Origin of the sequence: Leptospira montravelensis (genome assembly GCF_004770045.1) — a bacterium.
Lineage (GTDB): Bacteria > Spirochaetota > Leptospiria > Leptospirales > Leptospiraceae > Leptospira_A > Leptospira_A montravelensis.
On sequence record NZ_RQFO01000004.1, the window covers coordinates 917,323 to 940,742 of the forward strand.

At 39.9% G+C, this 23,420-nt stretch carries 23 protein-coding genes; 11 read left to right on the forward strand and 12 right to left on the reverse strand.

Translation table 11 applies throughout. From position 1 onward, the window contains the following. The first annotated feature begins 10 nt into the window (after positions 1-10). The 3 genes from EHQ31_RS05225 to nadE are packed head-to-tail and all read left to right on the forward strand — an operon-like array spanning position 11 to position 3,968. Positions 11-760, forward strand: a complete 750-nt coding sequence (locus tag EHQ31_RS05225; RefSeq protein ID WP_135570204.1) for a flagellar filament outer layer protein FlaA — start codon at positions 11-13, stop codon at positions 758-760. Beyond that, positions 761-2,038 carry a 3-deoxy-D-manno-octulosonic acid transferase gene (locus EHQ31_RS05230; RefSeq protein WP_135570205.1) on the forward strand — a complete coding sequence of 426 codons (1,278 nt, stop codon included), beginning with the start codon at positions 761-763 and terminating at the stop codon, positions 2,036-2,038. After that, complete coding sequence (nadE, locus tag EHQ31_RS05235) at positions 2,025-3,968, forward strand: NAD(+) synthase (protein ID WP_135570207.1); 1,944 nt, start codon at positions 2,025-2,027, stop codon at positions 3,966-3,968. The genes EHQ31_RS05230 and nadE overlap by 14 nt, the downstream gene beginning before the upstream one ends. Positions 3,969-3,970: 2 nt before the next feature. Here nadE and EHQ31_RS05240 read toward each other — a convergent pair whose 3' ends face one another. Beyond that, positions 3,971-4,660, reverse strand: a complete 690-nt coding sequence (locus tag EHQ31_RS05240; protein ID WP_135570209.1) for an LIC_20245 family lipoprotein — start codon at positions 4,658-4,660, stop codon at positions 3,971-3,973. 42 nt (positions 4,661-4,702) lie between these two features. Between EHQ31_RS05240 and EHQ31_RS05245 the strand changes: the two genes are divergently transcribed. From EHQ31_RS05245 to EHQ31_RS05275, 7 genes are all read left to right on the forward strand, one after another. Further along, on the forward strand, positions 4,703-5,440 hold the full coding sequence (locus EHQ31_RS05245) for an LIC11073 family putative lipoprotein (RefSeq protein ID WP_135570211.1): 738 nt from the start codon (positions 4,703-4,705) through the stop codon (positions 5,438-5,440). Continuing rightward, positions 5,430-6,152 carry a 16S rRNA (cytidine(1402)-2'-O)-methyltransferase gene (gene rsmI / locus EHQ31_RS05250; protein WP_135570213.1) on the forward strand — a complete coding sequence of 241 codons (723 nt, stop codon included), beginning with the start codon at positions 5,430-5,432 and terminating at the stop codon, positions 6,150-6,152. The genes EHQ31_RS05245 and rsmI overlap by 11 nt, the downstream gene beginning before the upstream one ends. Before the next feature lie 21 nt (positions 6,153-6,173). Beyond that, positions 6,174-6,500 carry a flagellar biosynthesis anti-sigma factor FlgM gene (locus tag EHQ31_RS05255; protein WP_135570215.1) on the forward strand — a complete coding sequence of 109 codons (327 nt, stop codon included), beginning with the start codon at positions 6,174-6,176 and terminating at the stop codon, positions 6,498-6,500. An 83-nt stretch (positions 6,501-6,583) separates the two neighbouring features. After that, the gene (locus EHQ31_RS05260) at positions 6,584-7,750 is read left to right on the forward strand and encodes an iron-containing alcohol dehydrogenase (RefSeq protein ID WP_135570217.1); all 1,167 of its coding nucleotides are present in this window, start codon (positions 6,584-6,586) and stop codon (positions 7,748-7,750) included. Between the two features lie 6 nt (positions 7,751-7,756). After that, entirely contained in the window at positions 7,757-8,002 is a 246-nt protein-coding gene (locus EHQ31_RS05265; RefSeq protein ID WP_135570219.1) for a hypothetical protein, read from the forward strand. Further along, on the forward strand, positions 7,999-9,177 hold the full coding sequence (locus EHQ31_RS05270) for a FliG C-terminal domain-containing protein (protein ID WP_208652713.1): 1,179 nt from the start codon (positions 7,999-8,001) through the stop codon (positions 9,175-9,177). The genes EHQ31_RS05265 and EHQ31_RS05270 overlap by 4 nt, the downstream gene beginning before the upstream one ends. Before the next feature lie 62 nt (positions 9,178-9,239). After that, complete coding sequence (locus EHQ31_RS05275) at positions 9,240-9,869, forward strand: hypothetical protein (protein WP_244247266.1); 630 nt, start codon at positions 9,240-9,242, stop codon at positions 9,867-9,869. 98 nt (positions 9,870-9,967) lie between these two features. On the opposite strand, the gene glpK is transcribed toward EHQ31_RS05275, so the two are convergent. Further along, positions 9,968-11,464: a glycerol kinase GlpK gene (glpK, locus tag EHQ31_RS05280; RefSeq protein ID WP_135570222.1), complete on the reverse strand. Its 1,497-nt coding sequence runs from the start codon at positions 11,462-11,464 to the stop codon at positions 9,968-9,970. A gap of 1 nt (position 11,465) precedes the next feature. Then, positions 11,466-12,422, reverse strand: coding sequence for an MBL fold metallo-hydrolase (locus tag EHQ31_RS05285; protein WP_135570224.1), 957 nt, complete (start codon positions 12,420-12,422; stop codon positions 11,466-11,468). A gap of 85 nt (positions 12,423-12,507) precedes the next feature. Between EHQ31_RS05285 and EHQ31_RS05290 the strand changes: the two genes are divergently transcribed. Further along, a complete protein-coding gene (locus tag EHQ31_RS05290) occupies positions 12,508-12,825 on the forward strand; it encodes an STAS domain-containing protein (RefSeq protein ID WP_135570226.1) in 318 nt (105 codons plus the stop codon). Between the two features lie 2 nt (positions 12,826-12,827). Here the strand turns inward: EHQ31_RS05290 and EHQ31_RS05295 are convergent, their stop codons facing one another. Genes EHQ31_RS05295 through EHQ31_RS05335 form a run of 9 tightly spaced genes read right to left on the reverse strand, consistent with a single transcriptional unit; the run spans position 12,828 to position 23,387 of the window. Beyond that, positions 12,828-13,583 (reverse strand): CDP-alcohol phosphatidyltransferase family protein, encoded by a 756-nt coding sequence (locus tag EHQ31_RS05295; protein ID WP_135570228.1) that lies wholly within the window; start codon positions 13,581-13,583, stop codon positions 12,828-12,830. Then, a complete protein-coding gene (tsaD, locus tag EHQ31_RS05300; RefSeq protein ID WP_135570230.1) occupies positions 13,580-14,605 on the reverse strand; it encodes a tRNA (adenosine(37)-N6)-threonylcarbamoyltransferase complex transferase subunit TsaD in 1,026 nt (341 codons plus the stop codon). Before tsaD ends, EHQ31_RS05295 begins: the two co-directional genes overlap by 4 nt. Then, positions 14,605-15,969, reverse strand: coding sequence for a S41 family peptidase (locus EHQ31_RS05305; protein WP_208652737.1), 1,365 nt, complete (start codon positions 15,967-15,969; stop codon positions 14,605-14,607). The genes tsaD and EHQ31_RS05305 overlap by 1 nt, the downstream gene beginning before the upstream one ends. 1 nt (position 15,970) lies before the next feature. Then, the gene (locus EHQ31_RS05310; RefSeq protein WP_135570235.1) at positions 15,971-16,261 is read right to left on the reverse strand and encodes an LA_1448 family UV-C exposure upregulated protein; all 291 of its coding nucleotides are present in this window, start codon (positions 16,259-16,261) and stop codon (positions 15,971-15,973) included. Between the two features lie 36 nt (positions 16,262-16,297). Next, on the reverse strand, positions 16,298-16,906 hold the full coding sequence (gene lexA / locus EHQ31_RS05315) for a transcriptional repressor LexA (RefSeq protein ID WP_135570237.1): 609 nt from the start codon (positions 16,904-16,906) through the stop codon (positions 16,298-16,300). Positions 16,907-16,956: 50 nt separating this feature from the next. After that, on the reverse strand, positions 16,957-18,138 hold the full coding sequence (locus EHQ31_RS05320; RefSeq protein WP_135582923.1) for an efflux RND transporter periplasmic adaptor subunit: 1,182 nt from the start codon (positions 18,136-18,138) through the stop codon (positions 16,957-16,959). A 6-nt stretch (positions 18,139-18,144) separates the two neighbouring features. Further along, a complete protein-coding gene (locus EHQ31_RS05325; RefSeq protein ID WP_135570241.1) occupies positions 18,145-19,470 on the reverse strand; it encodes a TolC family protein in 1,326 nt (441 codons plus the stop codon). Continuing rightward, positions 19,467-20,090, reverse strand: a complete 624-nt coding sequence (locus EHQ31_RS05330; protein WP_135570243.1) for an inorganic pyrophosphatase — start codon at positions 20,088-20,090, stop codon at positions 19,467-19,469. The genes EHQ31_RS05325 and EHQ31_RS05330 overlap by 4 nt, the downstream gene beginning before the upstream one ends. After that, positions 20,091-23,387, reverse strand: a complete 3,297-nt coding sequence (locus EHQ31_RS05335) for an efflux RND transporter permease subunit (protein ID WP_135570245.1) — start codon at positions 23,385-23,387, stop codon at positions 20,091-20,093. Positions 23,388-23,420: the final 33 nt, after the last annotated feature.

The following is a 23,420-nucleotide window of genomic DNA, read 5'->3' on the forward strand; positions in this document are numbered from 1 at the left end:
GTGAGAAATCATGAAAACTGCAAAAAAAATCACATTCTGTTTGGGTATGCTCCTCATGTTTTCCGGTCTTTTGTCTCTTCCGAGGCCCCATGATCCAGACGAAGCGGGTCGTGTCCATATTCTAAAATCAGCCCTGACCATCGATTCCAACTACCTTCTCTTTCTTGTAGAGGATTTTGAAGGAGAAAGACCTTGGGATTTTTACCGCGTGGATTCCTTTTTAGCGGTCACCCAATTTGCCGCCTCCGTTCCTAAATCAGAAGCCTTTTTACAAGAGACCACACTCTTAAAAGAATCAGGATACCCTCAGTTACAAAACCAAACCAGTTTTCTTTTACAAAGTTATGTAGAAAATCCAAGACTAGACCACTGGGAAGTACGCCCGAAAGAACCCATATTACTGCCACTCGGAATGCCCATCCAAGGAATCCTTTGGGTGTATTCAGAGGGACATCATATCAATTTAAGCATGGGACTTTCTCAAAAAAAATCTAAGGATTTGTATTTTGATTTAGGGACTTTGAATTTTGTGGGATGGCGAAGATTGGAATTTTCGATCAACCTACCTAAAGAAAACACAAGGCTCATCCAATCTATGTCTTTTCCTATTTCCTTTGCCGCTTTTCGTTTAAAAAGTTTAACTTCACAAAAGAAAGGTGAATTTCATTTATACTTTGACAATTTGAGTTTTGTGATCGATAAAAGAACTTTCATCTATCCTGGTTCGGAAGTGAACGATACCTGGGGTAACAAACGCTAAATGGTATATTTTTTTTACAATATTTTTGTTTTCATTATTTATTTTGTCTTAAAATTTCTTTCTTTCTTTGTAAATCGAATTAGAGAAGAATTAAGTAAAAGAGATCGTACTCTCCAACTGATTTTTTCAAAATCCGCTGAAGGAAAAACGGTGATTTGGCTTCATGCAGCAAGCGTTGGCGAACTGGACCAGGCGCGAGCAATGACAGAAACCATTCGGAAAAAACGTAAGGATGTTTTTATCATCCAGTCTGTGTTTTCTTCCTCAGTAAAAGAAACTACCTTTTCTGATCCATTGGCAGATGTATATTTTTATCTTCCCCTAGACCTTCCCCATGCTTATGATACCATCTTTCAAAAGTTTGTACCGAAAGTTCTCTTTGTCATGGCTTGGGACACTTGGCCGAATCTTTTAAAAACAGCAAACCGAATGGGTACAAAAACCTACTTAACTTGTGCCAGTTTGTCTTCTGAGTCCTCCAGAAAAAATCCCCTCATACGATCCCTAACGAAAGCTTCCTTTCGTTATCTCACAGGAATTTATCCAAGCCACGAACTGATGGCAAAAGAATTTAAAGGTTTGGTAAAAGAAAACACCGACTTTTCTGTGTTAGGAGACACAAGATTTGAATCTGTACTTGGTAAATTAGAAACAAAATCACCGAATCCAACCTTTACCAACTTTGTTTCGGAACAAAAAGATTTTTTATCCAAAAATAAACCCATCATCCTCGGTTCCACTTACGGCATTTGTGAAAAACATTTTATGGCGTATTTAAAGGAACATACAGATGAATCCTATTATTGGATTTTTCCACACAAATGGGAAACAGAACGTATGGAACAATGGATCCCCAAACTCAAAGAATTTGGCACAGTGAAAGTTTTTTCTAAACTCAATCCGGGAGAACCACTACCCAAATTTCTTCTTTTTGATCTGATGGGAATTTTGGCATTTGCCTACCAATACGGCAGTTTTGCTTATGTGGGTGGTGCCTTCACACATAGGGTTCACAATACGATAGAACCTGCGGCCCTTGGCCTTGCTGTCATTACAGGCCCCAAAATATCCAATGCACCGGAAGCAATCGTTATGCAGGAATTAGGTGGACTTTTTAAAACAGAAACGGAAATTAAATTTGTAGAAAAATTTGCCTTACTTGTGCAAAACAAAACATTACGCGAAAAGATGGGAAACGGAAATCGAAACTTTGTTGTAGAAAACAGAGGTGCATCAGAAAAGATTTATAACCGAGTTTTCTCTGATGCCAAAAATTAAAATTGCCGCAGTTACACTGAACACAACTCCCCTCGACTTTCTTGGGAACTTTGAATCAATTGTTCAGGCAATCAACAGCCCAGAATCAAACAATGCAGACTGCATTCTTTTTCCAGAACTTTGTATTTCTGGTTATGGATGTGAAGATGCTTTTTATAAACCTTCTGTTTGGAAACGTTCCGAAGAAATTTTACTTAAATTAAAAGATATATCCCCTAACCAAATCATCCTTGTGGGCCTTCCTGTTTTTGTTGGTTCTTTTTTGTACAATTGTATGGCAGTCCTTTTTGGTGGAAAGGTGGTTGCCATAATTCCAAAACTAAATTTAGCGAACACTGGCGTACACTATGAACGTCGTTGGTTTCACTGCGAATCAGATTTTATCAATAAAACCATTTCCTTTGCTAAAGAAGAAGTTCCCTTTGGACATTTTATTTTCCAAACCGAACACTGGAATTTTGGAGTGGAGATTTGTGAGGATAGTTGGTCTGTATTAAAACCGTCTTCTTTCTATAGCATTCAAGGAATTGATGTTTTATTTTCTCCTGGAGCTTCCCACTTTGCGATAGGAAAACAAAACATCAGAAAACAAATTTTTACTGAATCCAGTAGAAACCAGTGTAATTTACAAGTTTTTACCAATTTGATTGGGAATGAATCTGGACGAATTATCTTTGAAGGTGGAGCCATTTTCGCATCCCGAGGAAATTTAGTAAGCGAAGGCCCTAGGTTATCCTTTTCTCCTTATCAAATTACCTCCTACTCCTTTGATCCATTGGAGATTCGAGGAGCGAAAGCACGTGCTTTTCGAGAATCCAATCCCAAAATACAGAGGGAAGAAATTCCGAAAATCCAACTGAAACAAAAAAACAATGTGGAACCTAAAACATCCAATGGTTTTACCGTTCTCGACAAACGTAAAGAATCAGGACCGGACGATTCAGGAAATTCGGTAAATCTTTCCTCTTATGAAGAATTTACAAAAGCGGTTTGTTTAGGTCTTTTTGATTATTTAAGGAAATCAAAAACCAAAGGTTTTACACTTTCCCTTTCGGGTGGTGCGGATAGTGCCACTTGTGCCCTTCTCGTTTCTGCGATGAAAGAAATCGCCAAACAGGAAAATGGTGATTCTATTTTTACCACTCTAGGATTGGATGAATCCAATCTGCTTGTTACCATTTACCAAAAAACCGTTAACAATTCCGACCTTACAGAAACAATTGCAGAAACTCTAGCCAAAGAACTCAATTGCCGATTTTATTCCATTCCCATCGATGAGGCTGTGGATACATCAGTAAAACTCATTGAATCGGTTCTTGGAAAAACTCTGAACTGGAAAGAACATGATTTACCTTTGCAGAATATCCAAGCAAGAGTTCGTTCGCCGCTCGTTTGGTTACTTGCTAATCTAAACGGACATTTACTTTTATCTACAGGGAACCGAAGTGAAGCCGCTGTTGGTTACACAACTATGGATGGAGATTCCTCGGGCTCTATAGCACCCCTAGCAGGCGTTAGCAAAGAATTTTTATTAGAGTTTTTGGATGATATTCAAAAAGGAAACAACCGTTTTATTTCACCCAAAGATTCGATCCAAACTTTACGTAATACAAAACCGACTGCCGAACTAAAACCTTTGTCTGAACACCAAGAAGATGAAAAAGATTTAATGCCCTATCCCATCTTACAATCGATCGAGAAGAAACTTGTCTTTTTGGGATTAGATGACTTGGATTGTCTGGAAAATTTAAAACAAGAATTTCCTTGGGAAAAAACAGACACCTTACTTGGGTATCTAAAGAAATTTAATAAACTATTTACGATAGCGCAATGGAAACGAGAGAGGTTACCTCCCTCGTTTCATTTGGACGAATACGGTCTGGATCCAAAATCCAGTTACCGGTATCCGATTCTTTCCAAGGAAAGTTAGTTCTAAGGAGAAATGCCCGCTTTTTCGAAGGCATTGGCAGCTTCCTTTTCAATTTGTTCATTTTGGAATTGAATATTTTTCAAAATTTCCTGGAACTTTTTGTCCATTTCTGGATCGTCACCACCTTGTGTTTCAATTAGGTAGTTGATAATTTCCAATCGATCCTTCCCTTGTTTTTTTACATGGTTATAATAGAGAGTAACATCCGTGGCATTAGCTGCTCCACCAAACACAGAATTTGTGGCTCTTGCTAACTTTTGGTTGAACTCAGCCTGTTTTGTTTTCTCTTCAGGGGTAAGTCGTTTCGGAATCAAATCATTATCAGGAAATTGTTCTCTCAGTTCCTCAAAAGCCTGCATAGCTTCCGGAGGGTAAGGTTTTCCCGTTTGGGGATTGATCGGAATTTCTCCGGCTTCGGAATTGGCAATTGACCCATCTTCTTCATAACGCATGCCACCAGCATTATAGTAATCGGAATCGAAGATGGATCCAGAGTCCTCCCCACGCACCCCCAATCGGTTGGTGCCTTTAGGAGTGTTGGATCCTCCCCCAAATAAGGCAAGGGCCTGCGAACTTCTTTCTTTTTTACGGCGAGCTTCTTCTTCGTCCTCTCCACCCATTACGAGTAAAATGAGAAAAAAAAGCCCAATCATTGAAATGGACACAAAGAGTATTTTTTTTTGGATTCCCATAGATTGAATTCCTGAAAACTTGGAAGGGAAACGAGAAATAGAATGCGTTTTCCCTCTTTACATCCAATTTACTTAGTCTGCATATCTTTTCTCTCTTTTTTTCATTGCGGAACCAATACGGATACACCTGTAGCTCCGTTTATTTTTCTGGTTCCACCAAGTGTTCCGCAGATCCTTTCTGTGGTGGCTGTGAATAGCAATATCACCAATGATTTTAAGTTGGAAGCCACGCAAACCGTGGATCCAAGGCCGGAGTATGTGCTACGTTATTTTGTCACCAACAGAGAACCACAGTTCCAAGGTTACAATCTCTATATCACCACTGCCTTTCCTGGGATCATCCAAACCATCCAAGGCGAGTGGTTAGAAGATGGGGTTCAACCCAGTTTCCCACACCTTCCTTATGAAGCGTCCACCGAATCCTCGAAAATAGTTACAAAAAGGATTCGTTTTGCGGTTCCCCCGCCAGGAGCCGAATTCTTTCAAAAATGCCAGATTTACAACTTTACTCTACGTTCTATGTTAACTGGGGGATTGATATCCAATCCGTCGACACCCACAAGTACCTGTGCCATTCCCAACAAGGTAAACGATATCCAAACACTTTGTGCCACTGGAGCTGGTTGTAACACTACGATTTGTGCCAATCCTTCTTGTTCTACCCCTAGCTCTTGTGCTTTAGGCACAGCATGTAACCCTTGTACGAAGGGAAATAATGACCTTGCATGTACTTGTCCCGCAGGGGCCACCCCACCAGGATGCCAATACATTGGCCCATAAACGTGAAGCAGGTGCCCTTTATGTAGTGGCCACTCCCATTGGAAATCTGGGAGACATCACTCTAAGGGCCTTAGAAATCTTTAAAGAAGTGGATCTCGTACTTTGCGAATCGGCCAAAGAAACCAGGTCCTTATTTTCCAAATTGGAAATCGCAACACCGGTGCTTGCCCTTTATAAAGACAGTTCGGAAACTCCCTATGCCAATGTCCTAGAACAGCTAAAAGCTGGGAAATCGATGGCACTGGTTTCTGATGCAGGAACCCCTGGGGTTTCCGATCCCGGAAGTCAGATGGTGCGCACGGCCAGGGAAAAGGGAATTCGTATTGTCCCGGTGCCAGGTGCTTCCGCCCTAACTGCTCTACTTTCTGTTTCTGGATTTCAGGTCAATCCCACGTATTTTTTAGGGTTCCTCTCTGAAAAACCGAGTAAAAAACGCCGAGAATTAGAAAGAGCCTCTGAAATCGATGGACTAGTGGTTTTTTATGAATCCGTCCACAAACTCCCAAGACTCTACCCCATGTTAGAAGAACTCTTTCCGGAAACCGAAGTGCTTGTGGGAAGGGAGTTGACAAAGACCTTTGAAGAGGTACTTTACTATGCAAATCCTAGGGAATTGGCGAAAGATCCGCCCAATGCCAAAGGTGAGTTTGTTTTTCTCTTAAATCATCGAAAAAAAACACTTAAGGGAATTTCGGATTCCTCCGATATGTGATGTAGGAAGAGGACTAAATATATGAACGTCGACAAAGTAGGACGAGTTGGTGGTTACGGATACGAACCGAAAAAACCACAAGGGCCAAGAGAAACGGAAGCACAAGCTCCGGTAGATACTATATCTATCTCTGACGCCGCTAAAAAAATTGCCTCAGAAGCAAAACTGCAAGCAGAAGTAAAACAAATCGCAAAACAAATCGTACAAGCTCCTCCAGAAGAAGATCGTACGGAAAAAATCAGAGCGATCAAAGAACGATTGAAAAACGGCGACTACGACAATCTCTCCACTGAGATGTTGGATAAAATCTCCGACCAAATCGCGTCAACTTTCCTCGGACAACAGTAAAAAGGACGGGAGGTGAGGGATCCTTTTTTATTGTCCTCTCCGAGGATTTCTCTAACTCCGCCGAATCATAATTAGGGGATTGTATGCCAGTACTCCCCGAATGGATCAATTTTCAATTTCCACCTAAAATTCACTTCGAAATCGATTGTGGATACAAACTCGGATCTTTTGTTAAAAACATTGGGTCTCGAGTGGTTCTGATCACCACACAAAAAGAATTAGAAAACGCCGAAGAACTTTCTATCATCAAAACCAGCCTCGAAAAACACGCAGAAGGTGTGATCATTTATGATGACATCGTGGACCGAGTTCATTTTAAAGATTTAGATTCCTGTGCTCACTTCCTTAGAATTTCCAATGCAGATTGTGTTGTGGCTTATGGTTCCTTTGAATCGGTAAACGCAGGTAAGGCGGCTTCTCTTCTTGCCACCAATGATTTATTTGCAGAAGAACTACTCATTGGAAAAAAACAACCCAAGAAAAAAGGCCTTCCTTTGATCGTAGTTCCCACAAAACCCCTACTCGGAAATGAATGTTCTCCCTTCTTTTCGATTGTGGATGATAAGGATAAAAATAGAAAATACTTTGCTCATGAATGGGCCTTCCCAGAACTAATTGTGGCCGATCCAAAAATTGGGGCCGGGATGTCTAGTTCCGAAACTGCAAAAACCGGAATCTCTATATTGTCTGCAGCTGTTGACAGTATCCTATCTAAATATGCCAATGAGATTACCTCCTCCACGGCACTTCGATCCATTGAACTTATCTCTAAAAACATTGTACCTGCCATTCGTGAACCAAGAAACTTGGGACCAAAGAACTCCATTTATGCGGCAAGTTTACTTGCAGGAATTGCACAATCCACAAGTAGTCTTGGACTTTGTTATGCATTGTCACTTGCAGTAACAACCGTTACGAATTTAGATATTTTTCAAAGTATGTCGATCCTTCTCCCACATGTGATGGAATACAACTTAACCTCTTCTGCTGGTAAGTATGTAATGATTGCAAGGGCACTCGATGAAGACGTCACCAATATCTCAGTGATTGAAGCTGCGATCAAAGCGGTGGAAGGAATTCGTAAAATTTACTTAGAACTTCGTATTCCCCAAAGGTTGTCCGAATACGAAGTGAAAAAAATTGATCTTCCAGGGATTGCGACTTTGGCGGCAACTTACTCGTTTCTTGATTGTCTTCCTAGAGAACTTCCTAAAAATGAAATCGAAACCATCCTTGTGGCTGCGTTTTAGGTTCCCTTGATCCAACTAACGGAATTCGAACAAAAACTTTTAGAAACCTTTGCCCTCAGTGATCGCGATGCGAGACGATTGTTACGAGTCATCCAAGACCTTTCTATCGTTGTCGGAATGGACCATGAAGAGATTTTCGACTTCATGCGTTTTGGTGTGGAAAATGAGTTGGAAATTTTAAAAAGAGATTATAATTGGGAACACTTTCGAATTCGAATTCAGAAAAAACTTAAAAAATCTCCACCCCTTTGATTTATAGACAAGGAAACAATTACCACTTCTTTTTAGCAAACGCCGACTCGGTGGCCCGGTTCCGATCTTCCATTTTTCCCTTTTATCCGGTTCCCAAAAATAAAATTCCAGAACTACCTTCTGTCACCTCAGACCCAATTCTTTTTCCGCAGTTTTTATACGAGTTGCAATACAACAGACAAACCTTCCATTCTAAACCAGTCTACACTCCAACTTACATGGGTAGTATGAAAGTTCCCACAGATTCCGAATCCAAACCCATACCTGGTTTTTCTCCTCTGGCCATTCAGATAGGCGGAGAGCGTAACAGCCCATCCTTTCTTTACCGGGGAAAACGCGACAAGTTCCAATCGGCTAAGTATCTATCACTTAGAGACATCATCAATCCAGAACTTTCGGAAAACTTAGTGCGGGAAAAAATTGAAGCATTGTATTTTGATATAAAAAGTAAAACCTACCTATTTCGTTTGGTATCCATTCTTTTTTCTGGAACTCCCAAAGAAGAAGAAACTATTGTTTCCAATTTATTTCGCCATGAACCAGAATTTGCTAAATTTTTAAACAAACAGATGTTTACTGTAGAAATGATTCCTATGATTCATGGAAACTTTTTACAAGAAATTCTTAGGGATCATGATGAACGTTATATCAAATACATCCTTCCTAACCTTTCCAAACCTGTCTTGGAAGTAGTTCGAACTTCCATCTCCAAAAATAAAATGAAACAAATTTTGGATGGACCCACCAAAAAACCACAAGAGGGGGAGGATTTAGTTTCTGTCATAGAAACAGAACTCTTCAAACGATTTGCGAGAAATATTTATTACGAAGAAGGATCCATTTTTACATATCGGGAGACTGGGGATGAGGAACGAAAGGAAGAAGTGCCTTTTACGGATGCTGAGAAATTTAATTTTTTTATAGATGGCCAATCTCTCCAATTTTATGGAAGAACAATAACAAAACTATTTTTCAAAACCAGCGACTGGATCGATGTTTTGCGGTTTGATTTCTTTTTATCACGTAAAGAAATCGAAACAACCGAATTCCATCGGTTGCCACCAGACCTTCTCATTGAAATTCCTTATTATTCAACTGGGATCTTTCTTGTCGGTGGAGGGATAACCAAAGAAAGGAAACCATTCGAATTTTCTCTCCTTTGGTTTGATTATTAAAATTTAATCTAGTTTTTACTTTTTCTCTAGACCGGCTATTTATTTGTTTTCTCAATGGGGTCATGACCAATCAAACCAATAACCTTCTCAATCGAAATCGGATTCCGTTTTTCATTTGTAGTTTGTTATTTTTAAGTTACTACCTTACAATGTATCTAGTACCGCCACCACCTAACGAAACAAATTTATTACACAAATGGATTTTCGATTGGAAACTTTACCTACAAATCGCCGATGAGATTTTAATCTTTGCCGTCCTCGCATTAATTCCTGTGATTTATATTTTAGGGAATCCTTGGAAAAAAGAAAAATCGACCACGGCTCTATTTGCTTCAGGTTTGTTTTTCCTTTTAGTGGTTCCGATGTTTGTCCTTGTCGATTTACTCATTGGCCGATTGGTGTATCCTGTGAATTCGTATCCATTGTCAGAAGACACTATTGTTTTTCTTCTGAGTATGCAAGTGGGAACCATGCATATGATTTCGCTTGTACTGGCTCTAGCGATTTTACTATATAGTGTTTCTTATCGAAATAAGAATAAAAATGGTAGTTTGATTTTGGTCTTTGGAGTCCTTACATTTGGGTTCCAAATGATTTCAAGTTACTCCTGGTTAATCTCACCAGAAGTATTACTATTTTGCCAACTGAGTTTTCCAATTTGGATTCTATTCGTAGGAATTTCATTTTTATAAGTAGATTCTATCCACTGATAAAAAAAGCGAACCAAATAACAATCGCTAGGTTAATCTTTTTATTTACGATTCACCTAGCAAGGTAAAAAAGGTTTCCTTTAGTTTCCTGTTTTCACACGAGAAATTGCCCAGTTCCATTTATCAATTTCTTCTTTTCTTTCACTCTCTTTCATCTTGGGAAGAAATTGTGTGGTTTTGGTTTCTTCTTTTCTAAGGCTTGCCACTGATTTAAAAAATCCTCGTTCGAGGCCAGCGAGGTAGGCTGCACCAAGCACCGTGGTATCAACATTTTGTGGTCGGATAACTTTGGTTCCAAGAATATCTGCTTGGAATTGCATAAGCCAAGCATTGGAAGTAGCCCCCCCATCCACACGTAAAAACTTCAATGGTTTTCCTGTTTCTTTTTCCATCGCATTCGCAAGTTCATAAGATTGTAAGGCAATGGCTTTGAGTGCGGCTCTTGTGATCTGTGCAGGTGTTGTGTCACGAGAGAGTCCAAAGATAGCACCACGAGCTTCTTGGTCCCAATGTGGTGCACCAAGGCCAGCAAAGGCAGGAACAAAAACCAAATCATCTTTTGTTTTGATGGCCTTTACTAATTTTTCAGAATCTTTGGAGTATTCAAAAAACTCTAAATTGTCTCTGAGAAACTGAACTACAGCTCCTCCAATAAATACAGATCCTTCTAAACAATAGACAGTTTTTCCTTCGGGGCCAAGAGCAAGTGTCGTAATCAAACCTTGGTTTGAAATTCTAAATTCGTCTCCTACATTGAAGAGTAAAAAACATCCAGTGCCATAAGTGTTTTTCGCTTCTCCAGGTTCTGTACAAAGTTGACCAAAGAGAGCTCCTTGTTGGTCCCCTACAAGAGAAGATATCGGAATCCCATCGGGAAGAGATTTAACACTAGAAGTGAATCCAAATAAATTTTTAGAATTGTATGCTTTCGGAAGCATAGACATAGGAACACGTAAGATTTCACAAAGTTCTTCATCCCATTCTTTGGTTTGGATATTAAAAAGAAGGGTTCTTGAGGCATTGGTATGATCGGTTTTGTGTTCTTTGTGACCTGTAAGTTTGTACAATAACCAAGTATCGATGGTTCCAAATAATAACTCACCTTTCTCTGCTTTGGCACGAGCCCCTTTGACGTTATCAAGGATCCATTGGATTTTGGTTCCTGAAAAATAGGCATCGAGTACAAGACCTGTTTTATTTCGAAAATTGGAATCTAGGCTTTGTTTTTTTAAGTCCTTACAAATATCAGAAGTTCTTCTGCATTGCCAAACAATGGCATTGTACACTGGTTTGCCGGTCTTTTTATCCCAAACAACAGAAGTTTCCCTTTGGTTTGTGATTCCTATGGCCACAGCATCCTTAGGATTTAATTTTCCATTTTTTATGGCTTGGCTTATCAGTTTTTGTGTTTTGACCCAAATCTCTTCTGGATCATGTTCTACCCAACCTGGCTTCGGATAGAATTGTTTGAATTCTTGGTAAGCAGAAGAAATGACTTTTCCTTTATCGTTAAAACAAAACGTTCTGATACCTGTAGTTCCTGCATCGATTCCAATGATATAACCCTTTTTTGCCATTTTAAACCTCTATCTCCAAACCTTCATAAGCCATAATGATTTCTAATTTTCCGTGTGGATCAAACATCTCTTTGTATTTGAGTGCTCGCAAATAAACTAAATCTAATTTTTCGTCATCGTAAGAAGGATCATGGTGAAACATCACAAGTTTTTTAACCTTCGCACGAAGAGCAATGTCTGTGGCAATGGATGCGGAACTATGACCCCAATCAATTTTTTGTAATGATTCTTCAAATGTATATTGTGTATCAAAAACAAGTACGTCGGCATCACGGAAATAATCAATATATGTATCAATATTTTCCATCTCTTCTAAATTGAATTCTGCATCAGAGGCAAAGATGATTGCCTTGCCCTCTTCCATAAACCGGTAAGAAAAACTTCCTCCGGGATGACGGACTGCTTTACTAAACGCTTGGATATGGGGTCCGAGAGAAATAGTTTCCCCTTCCTCTAAATATTGGAAAGTTTTTTTGGCAGCATAATGATCAAACGACACCGGGAAATGTGTGAATACAAATTGGTGTTCTAATCTTTTTTCTGCATCGTTCATACAAGAAACAAATTCAAAATGGTTGCCAGGTAAAAAGAGTGGTACGAAAAAAGGAATTCCTTGGATATGATCCCAATGGGTATGAGTCAATATCCAATAGGCATGGCCTGTTCCCTTACCAAAGTCAGTGGCCATCATTTGGTTGCCTAGTTCACGTAGTCCAGTTCCTCCATCAATGATGATGAGGTTACCTTCCTTATCACGAATTTCGACACAAGTCGTATTACCACCGTAAGTTGATGAAGAGGAAAAACTCAAAGAATTAAGAAAACTATGAATACTTTGTTCATTCTGAATGTCTGTCGGACTTGCCAATGAAAGTATTTTTTCGATTTTATGTTTTACGCTTTCAGGCCGAATGGGTGAAGCAATGGATCCGCGAACACCCCAAAACTTGATTTTCATTGCTCTTTTTCTAGAGTCCTTTTTTGAAAAATCAAACGTTTTTTGATTGTCTTTGAGTCTTTCAGATGTTGTCTTAACTGAAGTTATGTTTCAGTATGAAATCAAACGAGAAAACGATAAGGCAATCGTCCTCTTAAATGGCTCCCTGTCCGTAAAAGACACTCCCAAATTTAGAGCGGACTTAAAAGAACAAATTGAAATGGCAGAAATTAAAGAACTGGTTTTAGATTTTAAAAATTTAAGTTACTTAGATTCTTCTGGGATCGGAATTTTGCTACATGCCTACAGTTGGACAAAGGAAAAAAAGAAACAGGTTCGCATCATCCATTTGTCCCCAGAAGTTCGAACGATATTTGCTGTCGCAAACCTTCTCGATATCTTTCAACTCAAAGAGTCCATCTAAGACTACACTCGGTAGTCCTGGATGGTTTGGATGAGAAACGATACGATTCCAGAAAATACATAAAATCCTACCGCACCATACATCACATAGGGCCAACGATAAAATCCAATCGCAAGTAACAACAAACCAAGCCCTAGAATGCTAATTCCTAATTTTTTCCAAGAGAAAAGTCCTCTGATGGCAACTTGTGGTTTGCTATATCGTAAAGTCGAAACCATAAGTAAGGCTGTGATCACAAAAAATAAAACAGCAGTCCAAAGTGGCACTTGAGACACAGAAAACACCAAAGGGAAAATGCCAATCACAACCCCGGCGACAGGAGACGGAAGTCCGTTAAAAGATTTGGGATCGTGAGCTACATTAAAACGTGCCAATCGGTATGCCGCACAAATAGGATACAAAGCAGCAATGAACATACCCAATGGAAAATAATCTGGTTTGTCAAAGATATCGAGTTTGATATCGTAAAAGAACATTTTGTACGACAAAAATCCAGGAGCAATTCCAAAGGTGGTAAGGTCGGCAAGGCTATCTAAGTCTGCCCCGAGCTCGCTTGTACAATTAAGAGCGCGTGCTGCCATTCCATCAAAACCATCAAAGAGAGCGGCCAAAATGATAAACACTCCCGCTAAGGTATAAAGTTCGTGGGAATTGGATTGTGATGGATTTGTTTCTGCTACCAGAAGCATAGAAACAAAGCCCAAGGTTAAGTTTCCCAGTGTAAGTGTATTTGGAATCCAGGTAAGTTTTAGTTTCATATTATTTGTTCAAAGTTTCGTTTGGGACTTACCTTAAAGTCGAGTCCCACAAAAGATTTTTGTTTCCAAAGATGGTATCCAAGACATGCCACCATCGCTCCGTTATCTGTGCAGTAAATTTTTTTGCTAGGATAAAATAGGTCAAACCGAGACCTTTCCTTTTCTTTTTCCAAACAATCTCGAAGTGTCCCGTTGGCAAGGACACCCCCTGCCGCCACAACTGTCCGAATCCCTGTTTTGGTGATGGCTTTTCCTAGATTACGAGTGACAAGTTCAAAGGCAGTCTTTTGGAAATAGTAAGCGATCTTTTCAATGGGAAGTGACTTTGCATTTTCCCGTTTATAATATAACACTGCCGTTTTAAGCCCACTATAAGAAAACCGAATTTGGTCTTCCCCATCTTCTTTCAAAAGTTTTGGAAAGGGATTTTTTTCACCAGATACCGGCCTGTATGCATTTGCTTTGGCTTCCAAATAGGGCCCACCAGGATAGGGAAGATCCAAAACGGCACTGACCTTATCAAAGGCCTCTCCGAGAGAATCATCCTGGGTATCTGCAAAAATCTGCAAATCACCAAATCCTTTGTATATATAAATGGAAGAATTTCCTCCCGATAAAAGAAGTCCAAGCCAAGGAAAAGGAGGAAGTTCTCTTTCTAAACCGATCACAGCTAAGTGCGCCTCTAAATGGTTTACAGCAACAATCGGGATACCAAAAACAAGAGATATACAACGAGCCAACTGTGCACCGATCATAAGAGAACCAACTAATCCCGGATAGCTGGTCACCGCTACGTAGTTTAAATCGGAAAATTCAATCCCTGCTTCCTCCATTGCCACAGAAAGTAGCAAATTGATTTTTTCTAAATGGGCTCTGGAAGCAATTTCAGGCACCACTCCCCGGTAAGGGGAATGTGAATCGATTTGGCTATATATTTTTAGAGAGAGAAGTTCCCTTCCATCACGAACAATCGCAATAGAAGTTTCATCACAACTGGATTCAATTCCTAACCCGTAGGCCATTATTTCAAAACACGAATGGCTTCAGAAAGTTGTGTGTCTAAATCCAATCTTGGCTTTGCATTAGAAGACCCAACCCTCATTTCATTAAACAAAAAAATACGAGTGACCGAGTCCGAGATGGTTAGATTTTCTTTTTTAAGTATGGCTGCAAAATCAGAAAGAGCAATATCATTCAATTCCGAATGTGTTTCTAAAAAGGGGCGGATTAAATTCTTCTTAAAAAGTTTTTCCAAGGCATATTTTTCATCTTCACTGGCAGAAGTGGGATTAACGATATAATCAGGAGTGATTCCCTTTCCATGAATGGAAATTCCAGATGGAGTATAATATTTTTGAATGGTAATGGCAACCCCAGTTCCCCCTGATAAAGGAAAGATGGACTGCACACTTCCCTTTCCAAAACTTTGGGTTCCGACTACCACAGCACGTTTGTTATCTTTTAAAGCACCCGCTAAAATCTCGGAAGCACTGGCAGAACCTCCATTCACCAAAATGGCAATGGGGATATCCAAAAACTTTTTCTCTTTTTTATCGGCTTTATAACTTTTTACGAGGACCCCACCTCTTCCTTTTACAGAAACGATTTCGGCATCGGGAGGTAAAAATAGATCCGCAAGGTCGATGGCCAAATCCAAAAGTCCACCTGGATTCATTCGCAAATCGATCACTAGTTTTTTAGCACCAGAATCCATCATGGTTTTCACTGCCGAAACAAATTCTTTGGTGGTAGTCTCTTTCCCCATAAACTGCACCAGTTTGATATAACCAGTTTCTGTTTCCGGAAGATAATGTGACCTTACATAACGAATTTGGATCAGTTCCCGAACCAAATTAACCACAAAAGGATCTTTGATTCCCTTTCGTTCGATCTTCATGGAAATAGAGGATCCCACATCGCCACGCATCATTGCGATAGATTCTGATAAAGAAACTGACTTTGTACTTTTACCGTTAATCTCTATGATTTTGTCTTGGGGTTGGAGTCCTGCCTTCCAAGCCGGAGTTCCCTCAATCGGTGCCACGATAATAAATGCATTTTCTTGGAAACTAATCTCAACTCCAATTCCACCAAAACTTCCTTTGGTTTCGTTTTGTAATTCCCCAAATTCATCAGTGTCCAAAAACCTGGTATGTGGATCACCTAAACTTTGTAAGGCTCCCTGTATGGCGCCGGTATAAATTTTTTTCTCTTCCTGGGGGTCTACATAATCATTTTCAATGTAGGAAACTACTTCATGGAGAATTTGTAAATATTTCTCCCCGTCAGTGGATATGGCCTTTACCTTATCTGTGCTTACAAAAAAAACTAGGGCCACCAAACAACCGGTAATTGCCCCCCAAACCAGACGTTCTGAAATTTTGATTTTATTCATTTCCATAAATTGACTCGTAAAGAGCTTTGTTTTCTTTTTTTAACATTTCTTTGGCTTCCGGGATAGACAACCGGTACACTTCGCATGCTTCTTCAAAGAGAGCCATGTCTGTGGGAGTGGGTCTTTTGGTATCTGCCATAAGCCCTGTTTGGATTCGGTTTTGTGCAAACCTTTCCAAAACGCGTTTTAGATCATAAGCATCGATTTCTTGTTTTTTGGGAGCGCAAGAGAGGACGAGAGATACGATAAGAAAGGTTGGGAAAGAAAAAAGATGTTTCGACATCCCTTCTAAACTCGTTCCCAACCAGGCTTTGGTCAATCAGTAAATACGATAGAGTCCGATTAGTTTTCCAATTATCGTAGCCTTTTTGGTACGAATCGGTTTTAGTTTTACGTTTCTTGGTTCCAAACGAATCATATCGGGCTCTTTGTAAAAAACTTTCAAAGTAGCCTCGTTTTCGATCATGGCAACTACGATCTCTCCATTTCTTGCAGTGTCCTTTTTCTGGATGATGGCAATGTCTCCATCGCTAATCCCTGCTTCCACCATAGAATCTCCTTTCACACGTAAAGCAAAGGTTCCCGGTTTGGTCGCAAGGTCTTCCGGAACCGCGATGTATTCTTCGATGTTTTCTTCAGCAAGGATAGGAGAACCGGCTGCCACTTGCCCAAGAAGTGGAATTCCCGAAGCACGAACGAGAAGTGCTTCGTCCCCATTTCCTTTCAAAAGTTCAATGGCGCGGCTTTGGTTTTTAGAAGTGCGGATATAACCTTTTTTTTCAATGGCCTTTAGGTGGTCATACGCACCTTTGGCAGTAATTCCAAATTGGTCCCCAATCTCACGGATGGTGGGTGGGAACCCCTTCTCGCGGACAGTGTCCGATATGTATTGCAGGACAAATTCTTGTTTTTCCGTGAGGTCTTTCATACTAAACAGATAACTAGGAAATGGGCGTTATGTCAACAAAAAACTAGGAGTTATAATTTTAAATACTCACTTTTTAAAACAAAACTTCCTTCTTCCACAATGGCTTCCCCTGATTCAACACCTGTTACAACTTCAACCCAATTGTCGTAAACTTTCCCTACTCCTAGTTTTTTAGCAGAAAAAGAACCATCTCCATTACGAACAAAAACAAAATTTTCACCTTCTATTTTGTGAATACAATTTACAGGAATGACTTTGGCTTTGTTAACTGAAGACTCAACCGTAGCACCCACTACCGTTGCGGTTACACTTTGTCCGGGACGAAGTCTTCCTTTTGAGTTTCTCACTTCCAAACGAATCTCTGCCGTTTTTTTGATGGGATCAATGACATCTCCCACATGAGAAACAACTGCCTTCAAAGATTCATCTTTAGATCCAATCGGAATGACTTTGGCTTCGTTTCCCATTCGAATGGATGCCAAATCTTTTTCATATACTTCTAAATTGATCCAAAGAACACTTAAATCAGCCACGGTAAACAAATTGTCTCGAGCATTAACCGCCTGACCGATGATAGCTTCTCTTTCTGTAACCGTTCCCGAAATAGGAGTTCTTATGTATAAGTTTTTTGAGTTATATTTTCCAGCTTCTAAATTGGTAATTTCAGCATCGTTTAATCCCAAGTTTTCTAAAGCATTTCGGGAAGTTTCCATTTCCGCTTTCACGGATTTGTAATCCATTAAGGACATCTCGTACTCTTTTGCAGAGGTTACTTTTCTTTCATACAAATCTTTTGCTCTATCGGCTTGCACTTTTAAAGCTTCTAGCCTTGCTCTTGCTTTTAAGTAATTTGCCTCTGTGGTGCCAAGTTCTACCGATTGAATGGAAGCAAGGGCTGTACTCTTTTTTACATACTCCCCTTCCTTCACAAAAACCTGTACAATCCGTCCACTAACACGAGATCCCACTTTTGCCACACTGTTCATATCATAAGATACAGTTCCAGGAAGTTGTAGTTCTTCCTCGAGTGCTTTTTCTTCCAAATAAACAACGGAAAAAGGATGATTCTTTTGGATTTCCTGAGAAATGATAAATTTGGATTTATCTTCTGTGAGAGCTTCTGTTTTTTTGCCGGGTCCAAAAAACTTGGTATAACCAAAGTAAGCCAAACTTCCAACGAGTACAAGTATACTCAAGGAACGAATATTCTTAAAATTGAATTCTGTTTTCATATAAATTTAAAACTCCGAGCTATCCATCTTTCCGATAGAAGCTTTGTATCCTTCCAAAGCATTGTAATAGAGATAAATGATTTCATAATAACTACGAAGCACGCTGAGATAATTTTTCTCAGCCTCTAAAAACGTTACTAAATTAGATGCACCCCGAATGTAAGCAAGCCTTGACTTCTCTTGCACTTCTTTGTTTTTTTCGAGTAGTCCCATTTTTTGGTAATCAAGTAACTGTGATTCCCGAGCCTGTAACTCTTTAATAGCAGCAGAAATTTCAGATATGATTTCGTTTCGTTTTGCATCGACATCGAATCCTAGTTTTTTATAAGATTCTTCTGATTTTAAAATTTCCCCTTGTTTACGATCAAACAAAGGAAGTGGTGTTGCCGCATATACGCCCGTAACATTTTCATTTCCTTTATTTAAAAACTCAATCCCGAGTGTTAAAGGAGGAATGATTTCTCGTTTTTTGAGTTCGATATTCATTCTTTCCTTTTGTTGGCGAATTTTCAAAGCAACAAGGTCAGGACGTTCTTCAATATCAAAGTCATTCAAATCTATTCCAAATTCACGTGTAGAAATAAACTCCAATCGACCTTTAATGCTTAAAGGAGAATTTACATCAGAGATTCCAATTAAGATTCTAAGATTTTTTACAACTTGAGCACGAAGGATCCTGGCATTTCGGTATTCACGTTCAATTTGTACACGTTCCAACGCCAATCGATCATATTCTAAAAAGGAGATATCTCCTTTTTCCGCCCTAAGTTTGGTTAAATCCAAAAGGTCTTGGTAGTTTTCCAAAAACTCCTTTTGGTAATTAATTTGTTCCGTCACATAGAGATAAGTCCAAAAATTTTGACGAAGTCGCAACCGAAACAAACGATCAAAATCTCGAAAACTGGCAATCGTTCCAAGAAACTCTTGTTTGGCGACTTTTTCCCTCTGAGGGATCACTCCACTCATATCAAAAGGTTGGTTGTAAATAAAAGAAGTTTCTGGTCTACCTGTCGCTGAATTCACAGAAGCACCCATAAACTGCTGTTGCATATTCATTATGGGATTGTAATACAAACTAGCAGTAATGATATCTCCCCGAGCCATACCGATATTTTGTTTTTCACGAAGATAAAGCGGATTACTAGTGACAGCAAAATCTTCTAATTCATCTAAATTCCATTTTTCTTTCGAATCTTGGACTCTTGAATCTTCACCTAGAAAAAACAACTCATCTTTAGAATGCAGTTCATACACTGCTTTTTCTTTTGGAAAAACAGTGGATGTGTGAATTCCGAGAAGGAACAATACCAAAAACTTCGTTATATACTTCATACGGTTACAAATTTCTTTATATAATCTTCGATTCCAAACTGGATGACTTTTATGGCTTCCACACGATCATATACTTCGGTAATTTCTACAGTTCCCGTTGAAGGTGAGTTTGGATCGAGTTTGTAAGTTAAAAAATAATGGTGGAGTTTGTTGATCAGTGCTTTCGGAACTTCTGAAATATCTTTGATTTGACCGAACACTTCGTCCCCTTTGAGAACAGCTACGATTTTGTCATCGGCCTCGCCTTTATCAATCATCCTAAGTCCACCGATGGGTATAACGGTTAAAATCATATTTCCATGAGTGATGGGATTGACACTGAGTACACAAATATCAATAGGATCTCCATCTCCGATAATGTCTGGTCTTCCCACAACTTCCGAACAATGTTTTCCAGAAGCTTCTCCTGAAAATGTTCTTGGGATAAATCCATAGAGAGTCGGCGAACGGTTGCTATACTTTTGAGGTCTGTCCACTCTGATAAAACCAGAAGCTTTATCAATTTCATACTTTACTGTGTCTTGTGGTGTTAGTTCGATAAAAACATCCAACTCATCTGGTGCCTTTGGTCCTAGTTCCAATCCATGCCAAGGGTGTGCTACGTAATAATTAGGTTTCATTTAATTCCTCTTTTTTTTCGATTTTTGATTTGGTTTATTTGTTTTAGAATCATCTTCCGTTTGTGAATCGTGATGTTCTGCTTCGTAATGTTGAGAATGTCCGTGAGTATCGTGAGTTTCTGAATCTTTGTATTTTTTCATTTCTTCTACAAAGTATTCATTCATTTTACGTTCCCTTTCCATTTGTCTAATTTCTTGTCTCTGTGCTAGTTTGACTAAAAACTCAAAGGCAATAGGAAGTAGAAAACGTGAAAGGATGGTCGCCACAAGAACCCCACCCATTACCACTGTTGCTAGTGGTCTTTGCACTTCTGCACCCGCACTTGAGGCAATGGCCATTGGTAAAAATCCAATGATGGCCACAAGTTCTGTGGTCGCAACCGCACGAAGAGTATATACTGCGGCTTCCACCACAGCTTTCGATGGATCACGTGTGACTTTTAATTGGTCTTTGAGTGCGGAAGCATAAACAACTCCGTTTAACACCGATATACCGGCTGCCGCAATAAATCCAACTCCTGCAGGAATAGAAAAAGGAAGACCTCTGATCACAAGCGAAAGGATTCCTCCCGAAAGTGACAATGGCACTAAAATAAAGACTCCCAATGCATAATAGACACTTCCAAAAGCAATAAAGAGCATCGCAAAAATAATCGCACCTGCAATGGGAATCACTATAGCAAGTCTGTTCTTCGCACGAGTGAAGTTTTCAAACTGCCCACCCCAATCCACGTAGTATCCTTGTGGTAATCCTGATTCAATCGACTGAGTCGCCGCTTGGACATCATTTACAAATCCTATCATATCTCGTCCACGAACGTTTACTTCCACAAGGATCCTTCGTTTCAAACCTTCATGATAAAGGGCAGCAGGTCCTTCTGTCATCGTAATGTCTGTGACTTGTCCGAGTGGAACTGTTCCACCAAGCTCCGTCATCACGGGAACGTTTTCGATCACACCAATGTCTGTTACGTCAGCATCCAAACGAACAATCAAATCAAAGCGTTTGTAACCTTCGTAAACTTTTCCTGCATTGGCGCCCACTCTAAGTGTTTCAATGGTAGTAAGAATTTCTTCGGCACGAACTCCATACCGGGCCATGTTTCCACGGTTCATTTTGATTTCGAGAAGTGGTAAACCTAAAAGTTTTTGGACTCGTAAGTCAGCAGCCCCTTGAATTTTTTTAATTTTGGAGGCATAATTGTCTGCAATGGATTTTAATGTCTTTAGATCATCGCCGTAAATTTTAATGACAATATCTGCTTTGGAACCGGATAACAATGCATTGACGCGGTTTTCAATGGGTTGTGACAAACTGATGTAGGAAGAAGGAACACTGTTGTTCACAGAATTTTTCATGAGCTCCATCAGCTCCTCGCGGTCATGTGCAGAAACCCATTCCTTTTTAGGTTTCAATTTGACCATCATCTCCCCTTCTTCCGAACCAATGGGTTCTGCTGCCGATTCCCCCCGACCTTGTCTGGAAACAACACTCATTGCTTCTGGAAATTTCAAAATCACCTTTTCCATTTCCAAATTCAAATCACGAGAGTGATTGATGGCAGTAGAAGGCAATCGTTTGATATCGATGGCAATTTCACCTTCATCAATTCGAGGTAAAAATTCTGATCCAAGAGTGGATGCGAGCATAAACGATAACAAAACAACACCAATCCCGGCATAAGTAAACTGGCGTTTGAACTTCATCCCATAGGTCAGAACTTCTGCATATTTAGTTTGAAACTTTTCCCAAAAGGCTGACTCATGTAAAATTGGTTTTTTATAAATATAGGACATTAGAGCTGGGAAAGTGGTAATCGAATAAAGAAGGGCTGCACCTAACGCAAAAGCAACGGTAATGGCCATTGGTCGGAACATCCTACCTTCCACACCTTCCAGTGTCATGAGCGGTAAATAAACGAGTAAAATAATCCCCACACTAAACGCGGAAGCCCGCACCACTTTGATACAAGACTCCATGATCACTTCTTCCATCCCATCTTCCATGTCTTGGGCTGAAGTTTTCGAAAGAAGAAAACTCTTACGTAGTAAAAATCCATGAAGAGTGGACTCTAACATCACAATGGAACCATCCACTAAAAGACCAAAGTCGAGAGCACCCAGTGACATCAAGTTTCCCACAATGCCAAAGGCATTCATTAAAATTGTGGCCACCATCATGGAAACAGGAATGGCAAGGGCAACGGCAAAGGCACCTTTCACTGTTCCTAAGGTTAAAATCAGACAAACAAGAACAATGATGGCAGCTTCCACCAAATTGGTAAATACAGTCGAAAGAGTTCGGCCAATGAATTCCGAGCGGTCATAATAAACTTCGATCTTCATCCCTTGGGGAAGACGAGATTCAATCTCTTTCATTTTTTCTTTCACTCGGCTCACTACTTGAAGGGAGTTACTGCCGAGTAACATCATGGCAGTCCCACCCACTACTTCGCGTTTGCCGTTCATGGTACTCAAACCAAAACGAAGGGCAGGTCCTGTTTCCACTCGTGCAATTTGGCCCAGTGTCAAAGGAATCCCATCTCTTGATGTTCTTACAGATAGCCTTGCTATATCATCAATCGATTTGAATTGGCTTTCGCCTCGAATCACAAATTGTTCTTCACCCTTTTGGATGTATCCACCACCTAAGTTGACATTGGCACCTTCTAGTGCTTCCGTGATGTGGGAAAGAGTTAGATTATGAGATAACAGACGTTTGGGGTCAATTTTAATTTGAAACTGTTTGGCATCTCCCCCCACCACGTTTACATCAATGATTCCTTTGACAGAACGAAGTTGTCTTGCCACCTCCCATTCCATCACCGTCCGCAGTTCTTCGGGAGAATGGCTTTCCGATACAAGAGCAAATTCATATATATCGCCTAGACCTGTGGCAATAGGTGAAAGTTCCGGTCTTCCATAGGATTTAGGAATAAAGTTCTCTGCTTGTTTGAGCCTCTCATTGACAAGTTGTCTTGCAAAATAGATATCCGTTCCATCTTCGAAGATAACGGTTACAGAACTCACACCAGTTCTTGAGATGGAACGAATCTCTGTGACTTTCGGCATCCCGTTAAACTCAAGTTCGATGGGGTAAGTGATAAATTGTTCTACTTCTAACGGAGAAAGACCAGGGACCGAAGTGACTGCCGACACCTGTACGTTTGTCACATCAGGAATGGCATCGATCGAAAGGTGCAGCGCATTGTAAAAACCAACAATCGTGAGTGCTGCTGTCAAAACGAGGACTGTGGCTCGTTTATGAATGGAAAACTGAATGATTTTTTCTAACATAATTCCTATTTCAAATAAAAAACATCGCAAGAG

Excerpts from the sequence above, each read along its gene's own strand:
- lexA (WP_135570237.1), bottom strand. The coding sequence starts at position 16,906 with ATGAAAGACCTCACGGAAAAACAAGAATTTGTCCTGCAATACATATCG.
- EHQ31_RS05230 (WP_135570205.1), top strand. The coding sequence starts at position 761 with ATGGTATATTTTTTTTACAATATTTTTGTTTTCATTATTTATTTTGTC.
- EHQ31_RS05295 (WP_135570228.1), bottom strand. The coding sequence starts at position 13,583 with ATGAAACTAAAACTTACCTGGATTCCAAATACACTTACACTGGGAAAC.
- glpK (WP_135570222.1), bottom strand. The coding sequence starts at position 11,464 with ATGGCAAAAAAGGGTTATATCATTGGAATCGATGCAGGAACTACAGGT.
- EHQ31_RS05320 (WP_135582923.1), bottom strand. The coding sequence starts at position 18,138 with ATGAAAACAGAATTCAATTTTAAGAATATTCGTTCCTTGAGTATACTT.
- EHQ31_RS05225 (WP_135570204.1), top strand. The coding sequence starts at position 11 with ATGAAAACTGCAAAAAAAATCACATTCTGTTTGGGTATGCTCCTCATG.
- EHQ31_RS05240 (WP_135570209.1), bottom strand. The coding sequence starts at position 4,660 with ATGGGAATCCAAAAAAAAATACTCTTTGTGTCCATTTCAATGATTGGG.
- EHQ31_RS05255 (WP_135570215.1), top strand. The coding sequence starts at position 6,174 with ATGAACGTCGACAAAGTAGGACGAGTTGGTGGTTACGGATACGAACCG.
- EHQ31_RS05275 (WP_244247266.1), top strand. The coding sequence starts at position 9,240 with ATGACCAATCAAACCAATAACCTTCTCAATCGAAATCGGATTCCGTTT.
- EHQ31_RS05325 (WP_135570241.1), bottom strand. The coding sequence starts at position 19,470 with ATGAAGTATATAACGAAGTTTTTGGTATTGTTCCTTCTCGGAATTCAC.
- tsaD (WP_135570230.1), bottom strand. The coding sequence starts at position 14,605 with ATGGCCTACGGGTTAGGAATTGAATCCAGTTGTGATGAAACTTCTATT.
- EHQ31_RS05260 (WP_135570217.1), top strand. The coding sequence starts at position 6,584 with ATGCCAGTACTCCCCGAATGGATCAATTTTCAATTTCCACCTAAAATT.
- EHQ31_RS05335 (WP_135570245.1), bottom strand. The coding sequence starts at position 23,387 with ATGTTAGAAAAAATCATTCAGTTTTCCATTCATAAACGAGCCACAGTC.
- EHQ31_RS05310 (WP_135570235.1), bottom strand. The coding sequence starts at position 16,261 with ATGTCGAAACATCTTTTTTCTTTCCCAACCTTTCTTATCGTATCTCTC.
- EHQ31_RS05290 (WP_135570226.1), top strand. The coding sequence starts at position 12,508 with ATGTTTCAGTATGAAATCAAACGAGAAAACGATAAGGCAATCGTCCTC.
- EHQ31_RS05330 (WP_135570243.1), bottom strand. The coding sequence starts at position 20,090 with ATGAAACCTAATTATTACGTAGCACACCCTTGGCATGGATTGGAACTA.
- EHQ31_RS05245 (WP_135570211.1), top strand. The coding sequence starts at position 4,703 with ATGCGTTTTCCCTCTTTACATCCAATTTACTTAGTCTGCATATCTTTT.
- nadE (WP_135570207.1), top strand. The coding sequence starts at position 2,025 with ATGCCAAAAATTAAAATTGCCGCAGTTACACTGAACACAACTCCCCTC.
- EHQ31_RS05285 (WP_135570224.1), bottom strand. The coding sequence starts at position 12,422 with ATGAAAATCAAGTTTTGGGGTGTTCGCGGATCCATTGCTTCACCCATT.